14 protein-coding genes are annotated in these 15,896 nt (G+C 72.4%); 7 read left to right on the top strand and 7 right to left on the bottom strand.

Annotated features, from left to right (window positions below; genetic code table 11):
* The first annotated feature begins 94 nt into the window (after positions 1 to 94).
* On the top strand, positions 95 to 1,948 hold the full coding sequence (locus FIP57_RS21230) for a helix-turn-helix domain-containing protein (RefSeq protein WP_238993655.1): 1,854 nt from the start codon (positions 95 to 97) through the stop codon (positions 1,946 to 1,948).
* On the opposite strand, the gene FIP57_RS21225 is transcribed toward FIP57_RS21230, so the two are convergent.
* The 3 genes from FIP57_RS21225 to FIP57_RS21215 form a co-directional block, all read right to left on the bottom strand.
* Positions 1,924 to 3,144, bottom strand: a complete 1,221-nt coding sequence (locus FIP57_RS21225) for an MFS transporter (RefSeq protein WP_148575562.1) — start codon at positions 3,142 to 3,144, stop codon at positions 1,924 to 1,926. The genes FIP57_RS21230 and FIP57_RS21225 overlap by 25 nt on opposite strands.
* Positions 3,141 to 4,424 (bottom strand): PucR family transcriptional regulator, encoded by a 1,284-nt coding sequence (locus FIP57_RS21220; protein ID WP_148575561.1) that lies wholly within the window; start codon positions 4,422 to 4,424, stop codon positions 3,141 to 3,143. The genes FIP57_RS21225 and FIP57_RS21220 overlap by 4 nt, the downstream gene beginning before the upstream one ends.
* 172 nt (positions 4,425 to 4,596) lie before the next feature.
* A complete protein-coding gene (locus FIP57_RS21215) occupies positions 4,597 to 5,676 on the bottom strand; it encodes a LacI family DNA-binding transcriptional regulator (RefSeq protein WP_162529910.1) in 1,080 nt (359 codons plus the stop codon).
* A gap of 355 nt (positions 5,677 to 6,031) precedes the next feature.
* On the opposite strand from FIP57_RS21215, the gene FIP57_RS21210 reads away from it, so the two are divergent.
* The 6 genes from FIP57_RS21210 to FIP57_RS21185 are packed head-to-tail and all read left to right on the top strand — an operon-like array spanning position 6,032 to position 12,005.
* Positions 6,032 to 7,102 carry an ABC transporter substrate-binding protein gene (locus tag FIP57_RS21210; RefSeq protein WP_148575559.1) on the top strand — a complete coding sequence of 357 codons (1,071 nt, stop codon included), beginning with the start codon at positions 6,032 to 6,034 and terminating at the stop codon, positions 7,100 to 7,102.
* A gap of 27 nt (positions 7,103 to 7,129) precedes the next feature.
* Positions 7,130 to 7,990, top strand: a complete 861-nt coding sequence (locus tag FIP57_RS21205; RefSeq protein ID WP_148575558.1) for an ABC transporter permease — start codon at positions 7,130 to 7,132, stop codon at positions 7,988 to 7,990.
* 5 nt (positions 7,991 to 7,995) lie between these two features.
* The gene (locus FIP57_RS21200) at positions 7,996 to 8,814 is read left to right on the top strand and encodes an ABC transporter permease (RefSeq protein WP_238993654.1); all 819 of its coding nucleotides are present in this window, start codon (positions 7,996 to 7,998) and stop codon (positions 8,812 to 8,814) included.
* Positions 8,815 to 8,863: 49 nt separating this feature from the next.
* Positions 8,864 to 9,625: an ABC transporter ATP-binding protein gene (locus FIP57_RS21195; RefSeq protein ID WP_148575556.1), complete on the top strand. Its 762-nt coding sequence runs from the start codon at positions 8,864 to 8,866 to the stop codon at positions 9,623 to 9,625.
* 30 nt (positions 9,626 to 9,655) lie between these two features.
* Entirely contained in the window at positions 9,656 to 10,963 is a 1,308-nt protein-coding gene (gene hisD / locus FIP57_RS21190) for a histidinol dehydrogenase (protein ID WP_148575555.1), read from the top strand.
* Positions 10,964 to 10,997: 34 nt separating this feature from the next.
* Complete coding sequence (locus FIP57_RS21185) at positions 10,998 to 12,005, top strand: amidohydrolase family protein (protein WP_148575554.1); 1,008 nt, start codon at positions 10,998 to 11,000, stop codon at positions 12,003 to 12,005.
* Between the two features lie 149 nt (positions 12,006 to 12,154).
* Here the strand turns inward: FIP57_RS21185 and FIP57_RS21180 are convergent, their stop codons facing one another.
* From FIP57_RS21180 to FIP57_RS21165, 4 genes are all read right to left on the bottom strand, one after another.
* Entirely contained in the window at positions 12,155 to 13,231 is a 1,077-nt protein-coding gene (locus tag FIP57_RS21180; RefSeq protein ID WP_148575553.1) for a saccharopine dehydrogenase, read from the bottom strand.
* A gap of 43 nt (positions 13,232 to 13,274) precedes the next feature.
* Entirely contained in the window at positions 13,275 to 13,694 is a 420-nt protein-coding gene (locus FIP57_RS21175) for a GlcG/HbpS family heme-binding protein (protein ID WP_148575552.1), read from the bottom strand.
* The gene (locus FIP57_RS21170) at positions 13,691 to 14,611 is read right to left on the bottom strand and encodes an NAD(P)-dependent oxidoreductase (protein ID WP_148575551.1); all 921 of its coding nucleotides are present in this window, start codon (positions 14,609 to 14,611) and stop codon (positions 13,691 to 13,693) included. Before FIP57_RS21170 ends, FIP57_RS21175 begins: the two co-directional genes overlap by 4 nt.
* An 84-nt stretch (positions 14,612 to 14,695) precedes the next feature.
* Positions 14,696 to 15,886 (bottom strand): helix-turn-helix domain-containing protein, encoded by a 1,191-nt coding sequence (locus FIP57_RS21165; RefSeq protein ID WP_148575550.1) that lies wholly within the window; start codon positions 15,884 to 15,886, stop codon positions 14,696 to 14,698.
* Positions 15,887 to 15,896: the final 10 nt, after the last annotated feature.

The following is a 15,896-nucleotide window of genomic DNA, read 5'->3' as shown; positions in this document are numbered from 1 at the left end:
AACTGTGGCCGCAGCCCCGCCGGTCGGCCCATGTGTCGCCGCACAGGAGTAGCGCGGACTCAAGTGCCGTGGCACAGTGCTGCCCGTGGGGGTCATGGACACCGTGGGGAGCGTGGACACCGTGGACACCATGGACGGCATGGACGCCGTGGACGCCGTGGGCACCGGGGACGACGCCACCGGCACACCCGACTCCTCGGGGGCCGACCGGCTGAGGCCGTGGCTGGAGGCGATCGCGGACATCGCCACCGCCCTCAACGGGCCGGCGTCGCTGCCGGAGGTGCTCGACCTCGTCGCCGAGACCGCGGCGAACCTGCTCGGCTACGACTTCTGCGCGGTCCTGCTCCCGGCTGAGGACGGCGAGTCGCTGCTGATCACCGGGTCCCACGGGTTGTCCCCGGACTACGTGCGCCAGGTCAACGCCGACCGTCCGGTGGTGCTCACGGTCGAGGAGGGGGTGCAGGCCCCGTCCAGCAAGGCCTTCCTGACCGGCGAGTCGGTGCAGGTGCCTGACACCATCGCCGACGCCGAGTTCCTGCCCTGGGGCGGCGTTGCGCGCGAGCAGGGGTACCGCTCGATGATCTCGGTGCCGGTCGAGGCTTCCGGGGTCCGGGTCGGGACGCTCAACTGCTACACCCGAGTCCCGCACCTCTTCGGCGAGGAGGAGCAGGAGCTGCTCGCCTTGCTCGCCGACCAGGCCGGCGTGGCGATCCAGACAGCGAGGCTGCGGGACCGCGAGGCCAGCACGATCGAGGACCTGCTCACCGCGAACACCACCCTCGCCGAGCAGCACGAGCTCCTCCGCCGCGGTGAGGCGGTCCACGAGCAGCTGACCCAGGTGGCGCTCCGCGGCGGCGGTGTCACCGGCGTCGCCGCCTCGCTCGCCGACCTCCTCGGCACCACCGTGGTGGTGACCGAGGAGCCGTCCGGTGTGGAGCTCGCCCGTGCGGAGCGCAGCGACGTCCGGTTCGTGCCACAGGACGCCGACGCGCACTCGACCCCGGTGCTGCTCGGCCAGGACACCGTGGCGAGGATCTGGGTCTCGCGCAGCGTGCTGCCGTTGTCGGCGCTCGACGTGCGCGCACTGGAGCATGCCGCCACCGTCTCGGCGCTCGAGGTGCTGCGCGCCAGGACCGCGCTCGAGGTCGAGTGGCGGCTCTCCGGGGAGATCGTCACCGACCTCCTCGCCGGCAACCCGATGGGGCTGGTGACGGCGGGGGAGCGGGCGGCGCGGCTCGGCATCGACCTCGGCTCGGCGCACGCGGTGCTGGTCGTGCAGGGCGGCGGCCGCCGCTCGGCCGCCGCCCGCGTCCTGTCGGTGGCCCGGTCGCACGCCACCCGTGCGCAGCCGCCGGCGCTGGTGGGGACGGTCGCCGAGGACGTTGTGCTGCTCTGGCCAGGCACCGAGGTCGACGAGGTGGTGCGCAGCGCGGGCGAGCTCCAGCGCCAGCTCGTGCGGCTCGACCTGGGGACGGAGCTGGCGTTCGCCGTGTCGCCGCTCTGCACCTCGCTCGGCGACTACCCGGCGGCCTACCGCCGGGCTCGCGGAGCCGCCACGGTCGCGCGGTTGCGCGGCCAGGCGGCCACGGTCGCCAGCTTCGGGTCGCTCGGGCTCTACGGGCTCCTCCTCCAGCTCGAGGACGTCGCCGAGCTGCGCCGCTTCGCCGACGAGGTGCTGGCGCCGGTCCGCAACCACGACGCTGCGCGCGGGACCGCGCTCGAGGAGACGCTGAGGGCCTACCTGGCGCACGACCTCAACACCGCGGCCACGGCGGCCTCGCTCTTCGTGCACCCCAACACGGTGGGGCTGCGGATCCGCAAGGTCGAGCAGCTCCTCGGCATCTCGACGACGCACGTGCGGTCGCTCGCCGAGCTGACCGTCGCGCTCGGCGCCGACGAGGTCGCCGACGCCCTCGCCGGACCTCAGGCGGGAACCGGGGCCGGCTGACCGGGCCGGCGGGGCAGGGACAGCAGCGGCAGCAGCCAGACGGCGCCGACGACGACGAGCGTCGTCGAGGCGTGCCCGTGGTCGACCGCCCACCCCACGGCCGGCGTCGCTGCCACCACGAGCCCGAAGGCCAGCGTGTTCATCGCGCCGACAGCGGCGGCCGGCCGGTGCGGCTGACGGGCCTGACCCGCCTGCACGACGCTGGCGAAGGGGAGCCCGCTGCACATCCCGAGCACGGCGACCGCGAGGACCGCGACGACCGGCGTGGAGCGCCACGCCAGCGCGAGGGTGGCGGCCGCGCAGGCGACGAGCGCGAACACCCACAGGGTGCGGCTCCGGTCCGGGCGTACGGCGGCGAGCTGACCGCCCAGGGGCCGGCTGAGCACGGACAGCCCCAGCACGCAGGAGCCGACCACGGCGGCCGCCGCCGGGCCGAAGGACCAGATGTCCTCGAGCAACGTCGTCGCCCACGAGGAGAGGATCAGCCCGAGCCCGAGCGTCACGCCGTGGACGGCGGCGAGCCGGAAGAGCTGCCCGTCGCGGAGGATCGCCGGAGGAGGGGACCCCCCGGTGTGCACGGGTGCCGCCCGGGTGCTCTGGCCCAGCTCGTCGGGGAGCCGCAGCGCGAGGGCGAGGGCCAGCGCGGTGACGACGAGGGTGGTCGCCCACGGCGACCGCCACCCGACGAGGTGCTCCGCGAACGGGACGGTCAGCACCGCGAACCCCGACGCGGCGATGGCCACGCCGCCGAACACACCCATGCCGCGCGCCCCGCGCCCGCTGCTCCGGGCCAGCTCCGCCCCGGAGACGAAGCACACCGCGTAGCCCGCCCCGGACAGGGTCCGGGCGGCCAGGGCGAGCCACGGGACGGGCGCGACCAGCGCGGCCACGTGCGCGAGCACGACGAGGGACAGCCCCGCGGAGGTGGCGGTCCGGACGCCGAGCCGGTCGACGAGCACCCCGGCGGGCAGCTGGAGCGCGGCGTACGGCGCGGCGAGGACGGAGGTCAGGAGCCCCACCCACAGCAGGTCGGCGCCGTACGCCTCCGCCGTCGGGGCGGCGGCCGCGCCGGGGGCGGTGAGCGCCCACCCGGCCGAGCCACCGAGCAGGCACGCCACGAGCAGCCGTTGCGCCGGTCCGGCCGTCCCACGACCGGCGGCCGGCCCCGGGCGTTCGGGTGCCTCCTGGCCCGTCACCCCTCGACCTGGGCGAGGAGGCGCGAGAGTCGGAGCGCCACCTGGAGCTCGGTGCGGCGCTCGGTCAGCGGTCGACCGAGCAGCTCGGCCGCCTTCTGCAGCCGGTTCCGCACGGTGTGCTCGTGGAGGTGGAGGTGCTCCGCGGTGACGATGTGGGAGCCGTAGCGGTGCGAGGCCTCGACCGTCTCGCGCAGCCGCGCGGCGAGCGGGTCGTCGGCACCGAGCGGCCCCAGCTCGGCGCGCACGAAGGCGCGGGCCCGGTCGAGGTCGGCCATCAGCAGGATCTCGAGGCTCACCTCGCCGTGGCCGAGCTGACGTGGCGCCTCCGAGACGCCCCAGGCGGAGCGCACGCGCTCGACCTCCTGGACCTGCTGCCAGCCGCGGCGGAGCCCGGTCACCCCGACGAGGGGTTGGCTGACCGAGGCGAGCACGTCGTGGCGGCGCAGCCACTCCACGAGACGTGTGGTGGCGGCGGGGCGCCAGCCCGGGGTGCGCGGCTGCGCGAGCCAGACGACGGTGCTCGTCAGGTCGAGCGGGTGCACGAGGGAGTCGCGCGTGTGGGTGACGTCCCGCAGGGAGGAGAGCAGCTGGCGGGCCGCGCTCTCGGACAGGTCGGGGAGGAGCACCGCGACGTGCTCGGCGTCGAGCGGGTAGTCGAGCAGCACCAGGTCGGAGGCGGGCAAGGGCGGGGCGTCCTCCCGCAGCAGGTGGCGGACGAGCCCGTTGCGCACGTGCTCGCGCGAGCGGCTCATCGCGTCGTCGGTGCGCGCGAACGTGTCCGCGACCTGGCTGGCGACGTGGTCCTGGTAGCGCAGGAGCAGGGACGTCATGCCCCGCAACGCCTCGAGCGCCTCGACACGGGAGACGCCGAGCAGCTCCGCCTCCTCGACCAGGTGCGCGCTCCAGGCCTCCCACATGGTCATGAAGCCCACGCGGTAGCTGCGCTGCATCGCTGTCTGGGGGAGCCGCAGCCGCGCCTGGAGCCCCGCGAGCGCGAACGGCTCGTGGAGCGTGACCTCCTCGAGCCGGGCGGTGCCGGCGAGCACCTGCTGGAGGTTGACGAGGTTCTCCTGCACGCTCGCGCGCAGCCGCTGCACGAACTCGGTGTTGCCGCGCAGCTCGTCGAACGCCGCGGACAGGTCGGCCTCCAGCACCTGCTCGCAGAGCTCCGACAGGTCCAGACCACCGCAGGCGGCTGCGGCCCAGCGGGGGAGCCGCGCCGGCTCGTCGAAGCGGAACGGGGCAGCGCCGTACGGGCGGTCGAGCGAGGCCGAGGTCATGGGGACAACGTTCGCCCCCGGACGACGCGAGCACCGATGTGTGGCGCACCACGTCGGCGCACCAGAAATGGGTGGTCACACATAGTGGGTGCCGGGGCGCGGCGTGAGGCTGTGACGCACAGCACTGGTCGCGCCCGGCGGCCGGTCCGAGGTCGGGAGGCCGCCCGTGGATTCAGCTCCTCGGCGGCTGTGTCGTCGAGCGCCTGACGAGGCTGGTGGCGAACAGCCGCTCGCGTCCCTCGCCCAGGTCGCCGTCGTACTCGAGCCGCTCGACGAGGAGCCGCGCCGCGGCGCGCGCCATCTCGTCGAGGGGCTGGCGCACGGTGGTCAGCTGGAAGACCTCCCACGATGCCATCGGGACGTCGTCGAAGCCGACGACCGAGACGTCGCGCGGCACCTCGAGCCCCAGCGACTTCGCCGCGTCGATCGCCCCGAAGGCGATGACGTCGTTCCCGCACACCAGCGCGGTGGGCGGCTCCGGCAGCCGCAGCATCTGCAGGGCGTGCTGGTAGCCCGACTGGTGGGAGAACGGCCCCTCGTGGACGAGGCGGTCGTCGAGCGTCAGCCGCGCCTGGTCGACCGCCGCGAGCAGGCCGGCGTGCCGGTCCCGGCTCGTGGAGGTGTTCGCCGGCCCGCGGATGACGCCGATGCGCTCGTGGCCGAGGTCGATCACGTGACGAGCCGCGGCGCCACCGCCCTTGTGGTTGTCGGCCACGACGCGGTCGACGTCGAGCCCGTCGACGTACCGGTTGAGCAGCACCAGGGGCCGGTCCCGCTCGCCGAGGGCCTCGGTGAGCCGCGAGTCGAGCGTCGCCGTCGTGGCGAGCACTCCGTCGATCGAGTGGTCGAGGAGGTTGTGCAAGGCCTGCTGCCCGGTCGGGATGTCGGTGCGCTCCGCGAACAGTGCCACCCGGTAGCCCAGGATGCGCAGCTCGTCGTGCACGGGCGTGAGCAGGCTCGGGAAGAACGGGTTCGTCAGGTCGGAGACGACCACGCCGATCGTGCGCGTGGGCGACGGCTCTGTCGACGTGGCCCAGGTAGGGCGGTACCCCAGCCGTTCGGCGGCCTCGGCGATGAGCCGGCGGGTCTCCTCGCGGACCCGGGGATCGCCTCGCAGTGCCCGCGAGACCGTCGACTGGGAGACCCCGACGGCCTCCGCCACCGTGGTGCTGGTGGCCGCGCGCCGCGCACGGCGAGCCCGCGTGGTGACGACGCCGTCGGCGCCCGCCGGAGCATGGCCCGGGTTGACCATGAGTCCCCCTCGCTCCAAGACAGAGGGCCGAACCGCAGACCCTGGATGCATAAGTTATGCACAGGGACGCTAGGCGGTGGGCTCTCGCGTGTCAACGAGATCCTGCACCTCGATAGGGTGCAAACCCCAGTTCTTGAGCCCGTTCTGGAGCTCGCGCGACCGCGCTCGACGACCCCGAGGATCTCGGGGGAGAGCCCGGTGGGCCGCGTTCTGATGCAAGAAATGCTCAGAATGCTTGACTCTGCACAACGCCAACCGGCAGTGTCACGGGTCACAGCCACCCACAGTCTCGGACCTGTCGCATCCGCCCCGCACAGCGGGACCCCCGTCAGCAACAACTCCTGAGAGGCGTGCCATGACCGCACATCGATTCAACACCCGCTCGAGCCGCCGCCTGGTGGCGGCCGCCGGCGTCCTCGCCCTGCTGGCGTCGGGCTGCGGCAACCGGCCCGGCGCCGCTTCCGAGGGCGGCGGTGAGGCCAAGGACGCCAACGGCGTCGTCAACATGGTGATGGCACCGGACCCCGTCTGGAAGTGGCTCGAGGCCCAGGGCATCAAGCAGGAGATGGAGGAGGAGGCCGGGATCCAGATCCTCACCTCGTCGTCCTGGGACGAGTTCGGTGTGTACGCCGGCGGCCACGCCGACGTCGTCTCCGCCTCGTCGTACGAGGTGCCGGACCTCGAGGAGCAGACCGGCGACGAAGCAACGATCTTCGGCAAGTTCAACTCCGACCGCAGCATCCTCGCGGTGGGCAAGGACAGCGACGCCAAGGACATCTGCGACCTCAAGGGCAAGAAGATCGTGACGCACAGCGCCGTCTCGATCACGATCATGTGGGGCGTCTACGCCCGCGAGTTCTGCGACCTGGACCTGCGCGCCGGTGGTGGTGACTACGAGCTCGTCGTCACCGACCCGCAGAACGCGGCGTCGCTCATCGAGCGCGGCGACGCCGACGCCGGGCTGCTGCTCCCCGACTTCTCGATCAAGCAGCTCTCGAGCGGCGCGGTGAAGCCGCTGTACGACGCCAAGTCGGTCTCCCAGATCTACGCCGAGAACTTCTCCAGCGACCCGGAGAACGTCACCCACCCGCAGAACAACGTCTTCGTGGCCCGCAAGGCCTGGGTGGAGAAGAACCCGGAGGAGGCGCAGTTCCTCATCGACGTCTGGGACCGCGGCGTCCAGGAGTGGGCGGAGCACCGCGACGAGATCATCGAGGCCTACCCCGAGGACTTCGCCGCGGAGACCCCCGAGGAGAAGACCTTCATCAAGAACTGGCTGAACGACAACTACGACTGGTTCGTCGACACGACCTACATGGACCAGGCCTGGGTGGACAGCGAGACCGAGCTGTTCGACCTGATGAAGGAGACCGGCTACATCGACGAGGACATCGACGCTCCGCACTTCACGATCTTCGAGAAGTGACCCGTCGCGCCCGATCGAGGAGAGACGATGACTGATCAGATGGTGGTGGGCGCGGCACCGGCCGCGCCCACCGGCCCGGCAGACGACCGTGAAGCGGACGCGCGCCGGACAGCGAGGTTCCGGCGGTGGCGCCGCAACGCGCTGCTCGCGCTCGGCTGGGTGGCGATCTACCTGGTGTGGGAGTTCGGGTCGTGGTGGTTCGGCTCCCGGCTCCTGCCCCGCCCGCACGAGGTGTTCGCGTCCGCGGTCGAGATCGTGGAGAGCGGCAACTTCGTCACCGACTTCAGCGCGAGCGTCCTGAAGACGTTCGCCGGCTTCGGTGTCGCCGCCGCCGTCGGCGCGCCGATCGGCTACCTCATGGGCCGCTACAACTACTGGCGGGCCTTCTTCCACGACGGGGTGACCATCGCCGGCACGATCCCCGCGATCGTCTACGCGGTGATGTCGCTGATCGTGTTCGGGCTCTCCAACTTCGGCCCGATCCTCGCGGTCGCCCTGGTGTCGGCGCCGTACGTCGCGCTCAACGTCGCCGAGGGGATCCGCGGCGTCGACAGGCAGCTCATCACGATGAGCGAGGCCTTCGGGCGCACGCCGGCCCAGATCCGGCGCCAGGTCCTGATCCCGACGATCGTGCCGTTCGTCTTCGCCGCGATCCGGATGTGCTTCGCGGTCGCCTGGAAGGTCGAGGCGCTCACCGAGGTCTTCGGCGGCCGCAACGGTGTCGGGTTCCAGATCCGCACCGAGTACCAGCTCTACGACATCAGCGCCGTCCTGGCGTGGACCGTCCTGTTCATCGCATTCATGCTCGTCATCGAGCGGCTGGTCCTGGCCAAGGCCGAGGCCCGGCTCCTCTCGTGGCGTCCGGAGGAAAGGGGGGCCGCGCTGTGACCACCATGCAGCGAAGCGCCGTCACGAAGCGGCGCTCCACCACCGAGATCGAGCAGAGCACGCCGGAGTGGCAGAAGCGCCTCACCTCCGAGACCGCAGCTCGCGTGACCGCCCTGCTGGCGTTCGTCGTCATCTGGGTCGTCATGTCGTGGCTGTTCAGCCGGGTGCCCGGTCCGGTCGAGGTGGGCGAGCGGCTCGTCGACGAGTTCTCCCGCGGTGAGGTGTTCGGGAACTTCGGCATGACGCTGTACCGCTTCTTCATCGGCGTCGGCCTCGCGACCGTCGTGGGGATCGCCGTCGGCGTCGTGATGGGGCTCTCGCAGCTCTCCCGCGCCTTCCTCGAGAGCCCGGTGCTCGTCGGCCTCTCGATCCCCGCGATCATCTGGTCGTTCCTCACCGTCATGTGGTTCGGCTTCGGTGACATGAGCCCGATCATCACGACGTTCCTGACCGCGGTGCCGTTCGTCGTCATCAACGTGGCGCAGGGCGTGCGAGGCGTCTCCCGCGACCTGCGGGACATGTCCGAGACCTACAACGTCCCCTTCGGGCGCCGGGTCCGGCACCTCGTGCTCCCGGCGGTCACCGGCTACGTCGCTGCCGGCGTCCGGTTCGCCATCATCATGGGTTGGAACGGTGTGCTGCTCGCCGAGTGGTTCGGCGGCGGCGGTGGTGTCGGCTACCGGGCCCGATTCTGGTACGACGCCAACCGGTACGGCGGTTTCGCCGCCTGGGTCGTGCTGTTCGTCGGGTTCATCGTGATCCTCGACCGGTTCGTCCTCGACCGCGCGATCCAGCGCTCCTTCCGCTGGCGGGACAGCCGATGAGCGCCCGCCCCCACTCCACCTCGTCCGCTCGCATCGCTAGGGAGCTCCCATGGCTGTCCTGACCGTCCAGAACCTCTCCAAGACCTTCAACCTCGGCACGGCCCGCGAGAGCCGGGTCCTCGACGACATCTCGTTCGAGGTCAAGGGCCAGACCTTCGTCTCGATCGTCGGCCCGTCCGGCTGCGGCAAGAGCACGCTGCTCAACATCATCTCGGGCGTCGAGGAGCACACCTCCGGCGACATCAGCCTGACCAGCGACGCCGGAGGCCCGGCGCGGATGGGCTACGTCTTCCAGGACCCGCGGCTCCTCCCGTGGCGCAGCGTCATGCAGAACATGATGTACGTCCAGGACGACCAGTCGCCGGCGACGGTGTCGCGGGCCAAGGAGTACCTCGACATGGTGGGGCTGGCGAAGAACGCCGACTTCTTCCCCGGACAGCTCTCCGGCGGCATGCAGCAGCGGGTCGGCATCGCCCGCGCGTTCGCGGTCGAGCCCGACCTCCTGCTGATGGACGAGCCGTTCAGCCACCTCGACGCGATCACCGCCCGGGGGCTGCGCGAGCAGCTCCAGGACATCTGGGCGCAGTCGAAGAAGACCGTCGTGTTCGTGACCCACGACGTCGTCGAGGCCGTCGAGCTGTCCGACCGGATCATCGTGCTCCAGCCCGGTGGTCTGATCTACGAGGACATCACGATCGACCTTCCCCGACCGCGTCGTCAGACCGACAAGAACGTGGCCACCCTCCAGGCCGAGGTGCTCGCGCGCCTCGAGAAGCTCAAGGCGATGAGCGTCGCCGAGCCCGTCGCCTGACCCGTCCCTTCCAGCACCAGGAGCACCCACGTGAGCACCCAGCTCAAGAGCCCGACCGGCGCTGCGCCCGCAGCGCACGGGAACGACGCGGTCTCGGCGGTCGTCCGTGACGTCATCGAGGACATCCGCACCAACGGTGACGACGCCGTCCGCCGCTACTCCGAGAAGTTCGACAACTGGTCGCCCGAGTCCTTCCAGCTCGACCGGTCGCAGATCGAGGGGCTGGTGGCGTCGCTCCCCACGACCGTCGTCGACGACATCCGCACCGTGCAGGCCAACGTGCGGGAGTTCGCGCAGCGGCAGCGGGAGTCGATGCTCGACGTCGAGGTGGAGACCGAGCCCGGGGTGTTCCTCGGGCACAAGCACCTCCCGATCGTGGCGTCCGGCGCCTACGTGCCGGGCGGCCGCTACCCGCTCACCGCGTCCGCGCACATGACCGTGGTGACCGCCAAGGTCGCGGGCGTGGAGCGGGTGACGGCGTGCACGCCGCCGCTGCGGGGCGAGATCCCGCCCGCGACGATCGCGGCGATGCACCTCGCCGGCGCGGACGAGATCTTCGTGCTCGGCGGCGTCCAGGCCGTCGCGGCGATGGCGGTCGGCACCGAGTCGGTCGGCCGGGTCGACCTGATCGCCGGACCGGGCAACGCGTACGTCGCCGAGGCCAAGCGGCAGCTCTTCGGCGAGGTCGGCATCGACCTGTTCGCCGGCCCGACGGAGATCCTCGTCGTGGCCGACGACAGCGCCGACCCGTTCGTCGTCGCGGTCGACCTGCTGAGCCAGGCCGAGCACGGCCCGGACTCGCCGGCGGTGCTGATCACCACCTCGGAGCGGGTGGCCCGCGAGGCCATCGCCCACGTGGAGGCGGTCCTCCCCGACATGCCGACCAACGACATGGCAGGTCCGGCGTGGCGCGACCACGGCGAGGTGCACGTGGTCGAGGACCTCGACGCGGCGTACGCCCTGGCGGACACCTTCGCCAGCGAGCACGTCCAGATCCTCACCCGCGAGCCCCGCGAGGCACTCGACAAGATGCACCACTACGGCGCGCTCTTCCTCGGCGAGGGCACCTGCGTGTCGTACGGCGACAAGGTGATCGGCACGAACCACGTGCTGCCGACCCGTGGCGCCGCCCGCTACACCGGCGGCCTCTGGGTCGGGAAGTACCTCCGCACGGTGACCTACCAGGAGGTCACCGACCAGGCCGCCAGCGCGAGGCTGGGGGAGCTGTGCGGGCGGACGGCCCGGGTGGAGCTCTTCGAGGGCCACGCCCGCTCCGGCGACGTACGGGCGGCGAAGTACGGCGGCGCCGAGCTGCCGTGGGCGCCTGCCACCCGCTGAACCCCATCTCATCGAACTGACAAGAAAGGCACCCATGGCCACGGGAACGCCCCGCACCATCGACATCCACGCCCACGTCATCCTCCCCGACTGCATGCCCAAGGTCGAGGGACTGATGGCGCCGGAGATGGAGCCGTTCAGCTACTTCGGCGGCGACGAGACGAACGCCTACCAGGTCGAGCACGTCAAGGCGATCATGCCGCAGGCCACCGACCCGGCGACCCGCATCGCCGACATGGACAGGATGGGCATCGACGTCCAGGCGATCTCGGTCGCGCCGGCGGGCTACTTCTACTGGGCCGACCCCGGGCTGGGTCGTGAGCTCGCCCAGATGCAGAACGAGAACCTCGCCAAGATCGTCGCCGACCACCCCGACCGGTTCGTCGGCCTCGCCACGGTGCCGATGCAGGACGTGCGTGCAGCGGTCGAGGAGCTCGAGCGCTGCGTGAAGGACTACGACTTCCGCGGCGTCGAGATCAACACCAACGTGATGGGGATGGACCTCGACGACCGTCGTTTCCGTCCGTTCTTCGCGAAGGCGGAGGAGCTCGACGTCCCCGTCCTCCTGCACCCCAACGGGTTCACCGGCGGTGAGCGGTTCCGCAAGTACTACCTGACCAACGTGATCGGCAACCCGCTCGACACCACGGTCGCGCTGACCCGCATCATCCACGGCGGTGTCCTGGAGGAGCACCCGAACCTCAAGCTGGTCGCGGTGCACGGCGGCGGTTACCTGCCGTTCTACTCCTCGCGCATGGACCACGCCTACGAGGAGCGGCCGGAGGGGCGCCACCACATCACCCGCCCGCCGAGCACCTACCTGAAGCAGATCTACTTCGACTGCCTGGTCTTCGACGCCCCGCACCTGGAGTTCCTGGTGCAGCAGATGGGCGCCGACCACGTGGTGATCGGCACCGACTACCCGTTCGACATGGGCCACTACGACCCGCTGGGCCAGATCGAGTCGACCTCGCTGAGCGAGGACGTGCGCGACAACATCCGCAGCCGGACGGCCGCGAAGCTGCTCAAGCTCGACGCCTGAGCGTCGCACCCCCGAGCCTCCCGGCACCGACCCGCGGTCGGTGCCGGGAGGAGCGGCGGACGCCGGAACGGGGAGACCTTGGTGCACCCAGCGCGTCACGGGCTCCCCGACGACCGCCGGATCGATCGCTGGAGATCAGGGAGCGGCTGCTACGCCCCGGCGTCGAGCCCCGCGAGCGCCTCGTCGAAGGCACGGGCGGCCGCGCGCCAGGGGCCGGAGGGGCCACCCTCCTCGGCGAGCCCGATCAGGTGCGGGGTCAGGTCGGCGCTGAACCCCTCGCTCGCCTCGCGCGGCAGCAGCGACGGGAGGTTGTCGATCGCGATCACCTCGAGCGGCGCGCTGCCGTTGCCGACGTCGCCGCCGTGCAGCCGCCGCACCGGCTCCTCCCAAGTGGTGATCTCGGTGTTCACCGGGAGCATGTTCGTTGGTCCGGTCACGTCGCAGGTCACGTCCGCCAGCACCCGCAGCCGGCGCTCGTGGTCGAGGTCCGCCTGCTCGACGAACGGCTTCGTCGGAGTGTGGGTGACCACGCAGTTGACGAGGATGTCGTGGCCGAGCAGCGCCTGCTTGTGCAGGTCCCGCGTCTCCTGGCGGTCCCACCGCGTGATCGGCAGGCCGGCGGTCATCAGCGCCCGCTGCGCACCGCGTCCCGAGCGCCCGCGGGCCCCGGTGACGAGGGCGAGCAGCTCGTCGGCGCCGTCCTTGCCGGCCCGCTCGAGCTCCGCGTCGAGCTCGTGCTTGGCCATCGGGGACAGCGGCGCGGTCAGCCGCCCGGCGAGGTGCAGCACCCCGAGCGCCGCACCCACGTAACCGGCCCAGTAGCCGAAGGCGACGACCCGCTTGCCGTCCTCGCCGGTGAGGTACTCGATGTCGAACAGCCGGCCGCCGCCGCGGCGGAACCGCTCCAGCGTGCGGCGGGCGTCCTCCTGCCCCTTGAAGGCGTGTGCGAAGTAGATGTGCTGGTGGCGCAGCGAGGCCGGGTCGTCGGGGAGCTCCTTGATGCCGAGGACATAGGCGTCGTGCGGTGCGTCGGGCCAGGTGCCCTCGCCCACGACGGACGCCCCGGCGGCGGCGTACTCGTCGATGGCGAAGATCCGCTGCGGCGACTCCTCGACCGTCACCTCGAACCCGGCGTCCAGCAGCAGCGGGACGTCGGCGGGCACGACGGGCGCACGCCGCTCGGTGCCGCGGGACTCGGAGCGGATCCATACGTGGACGGGCTGCATGCGGCCCAGGATGTCACCCCGGTGCGCGGACGACGGGAGGGCGTCAGCGCAGGCCGGCGGCCTCGATGCCGGCGAGCACGCAGCCCTCGTCGACGTCGGAGGTGTCGCCGCTGACGCCGACGGCGCCGAGCAGCGTCCCGTCGGCGCCGTGCACCAGGACCCCGCCGGCCGCGGGTGCCAGCCGCCCGTCGGAGACCGAGGCGAGGGTGCCGAAGAAGGTCGGCTGCTTCTCGGCGCGCTCGCCGATCGCCCGTGAGGACATGCCCATGCCGAGCGCCCCGTACGCCTTGGCCGTCGCGATCTCGATGCGCAGGATGCCGGCGCCGTCCTCCCGCTTCGCGACCACCACGTGGCCGCCGGGATCGAGCACCACCACGGCCAGGGGAGCGGCGCCGGAGGAGCGCCCCTGGGCCAGCACCGCGTCCGCCAGCTCGTCGGCCTTGACCAGCGTCAGCGCGGTCACGCGCGTCCCCCTTCCTCGAGGACCTCGAGGAGGGCAGCCGCGTCCGCGTCGGCCCACCCGGTCTCGGCGGCGCGGTCGTAGAGCGGGACGGTGGCGTCGAGCACCGGCGTCGGTACGCCGACCGCGGCGGCGAGCTCCCGGACCAGCGAGACGTCCTTCTGGAACATCGACACCTTCGCGGTCGCGGGACGGTAGCTGCGGCTCGCCATCAGCGGTCCACGCTTGTCGAAGATCACCGACCCGCCGGCGCCCTCGCGGATCGTGTCGTAGAGCACGTCGGGGTCGAGCCCTGCCGCCACGCCGAGGGCGAACGCCTCCGCGGTCGAGGCGTTGTGGATCGACACCAGCAGGTTGGCGACCAGCTTCATCGTCATGCCGTTGCCGAAGGCGCCGACGTGGCGCACCGACCTGGCGAAGGCCTGCATCACCGGGCGGGCGCGCTCGAAGGCCGCCTCGTCGCCGCTGCCGAGCACGACGAGGTCGCGCTCCTTGGCCTGCGCGCCGGTGCCGCTGAGCGGACAGTCGAGGAGCGTGCCGCCGGAGGCCGCGAGCAGGTCGCGGCACTCCTGCTTCACCTCGACCGAGAGCGTCGAGGTCTCCACGACCACGAGCCCGTCGTGCCCGGCGGAGGCGAGCTCCCGGCAGACCTCCAGCGCGGCAGTCGGCGAGGGGAGCGAGGTGACGACCACGTCGGCCTCGCGCGCGACCGAGGGGACGTCGGGGGCGGCGCGTCCGCCCTGGCGCACCAGCTCCTCGACGGCCGCCGGGGCGACATCGCGTCCGACGACGTCGAACCCGGCGGCCACCAGGTGCGCCGACATCGCCGAGCCCATGATGCCGAGCCCGACCACGCCGACGGTGGTGGTGGCTGCGGAGGTCGGGCGGGGGGTCGCGGCCTCTGTCTGTGCAGTCTCCATCGGGTCACAGTAGGTCCGGACCCCGGTCCGTTCCGCTGTCGTCCGGCGTCACTCCGGCGGCGTCGTACTGCTGGCGGACGGGAATCAGGGGGAGGGTCGGCGCAGCACCAGGTCGCAGGCGATGCGCACCTCGGGCCGGTCGAGCCGCAGCCCCGAGACGGCGGCGATCCGGTCGAGCCGGTGCCGCACGGTCGTGACGTGCACCCCGAGCTCCTGGGCGGTCGCGGAGGCGCTGCCGCACGTGGCCAGGAAGGCGCGCAGCGTGCGCTCGAGCTCTCCGTTCCCGCGGTCGGCCTCGCGCAGCCGGTCGAGGCCGCTCAGCCGGAGGTCGGGCGGGAGCGCGGCGACGACGTCGGCGACCAGCGCCTCGGCCTCCACGTCGCGGTAGCTCACGAAGCAGCCGTCACCCGGCGCCACCACGGCCGCCGCGCCGGCCTCGTCGCGGAGCCGGGGCAGCGCCGCCAGGCCGGTGCCGACCGAGCTCGCCGCCACGCGCATGGTGCGCAACGGTCCGGCGCCGGCGAGCCGGAGCACCTCCTGCCCGAGCCGGGCCGCGGTCTCCTCGACCTCGTCCGGGCCGAGGGCGAGCACCGCCAGCGCGCCGTCCCCGCGTGGCGTCGCCGCACCCCGGCGGCGGAAGGACTCCAGGCACCGCCGCAGGTGCTCGACGACCCGCTCCGCCGGTGCCGGCGCGTCGCCTGTGGCGCCACCGGGGACGGCGACCGCGAGGACCACGAACCGCCCGTCGCGCTCGAGGCCGAGCCGGTCGGCGGCCGCAGGCGCGCCGGGCAGCCCGTCGAGGAGTGCCGCAGCCAGCCGGGACCGGTGCTCCTCCTCGGCGTCGAGCCGCTCGAGGTGGCGCAGCATCACCGGCGTCGTCTCGTCGACCGCCCGCCGGAGCGCGGCGGCAGCCCCGTCGCCGAGCGGCTCGTCGCCCTCGGCGACCCAGGCGAACCCGAGGAGCCGGTCGTCGGCGCGGAACGCCGTGATCAGCCGTCGGTGCGCCTCCCACGGACCGTCCTGGAGGTCCACGACGTCGCGGCTCCGGCGCAGCCGCTCCACGCTGCCGGTGCTGGTCAGGTGCTCGAACCACGCCTCCGGGATCCGTCGCCCCAGGATCGCCTCGACCCGCCCGCGGTCCATCGGTCCGACGAACGCGGAGTAGCCGAGGACCCGGAACGACGCGTCCTCGACGATCACCGGCCCGCCCACCGCGGCGGCGATCCGGTCCGCGACGTCGAACGGCGGAGCGGTCTCTCCGATCGAAGCGGTCATACGGCGGAAG

Origin of the sequence: Nocardioides caldifontis, from assembly GCF_008087345.1 — a bacterium.
In the GTDB taxonomy this organism is placed as follows: domain Bacteria; phylum Actinomycetota; class Actinomycetes; order Propionibacteriales; family Nocardioidaceae; genus Marmoricola_A; species Marmoricola_A caldifontis.
The sequence above is the reverse complement of the archived record's forward strand: the minus strand, read 5'-3'. Positions and strand labels throughout refer to the sequence as shown.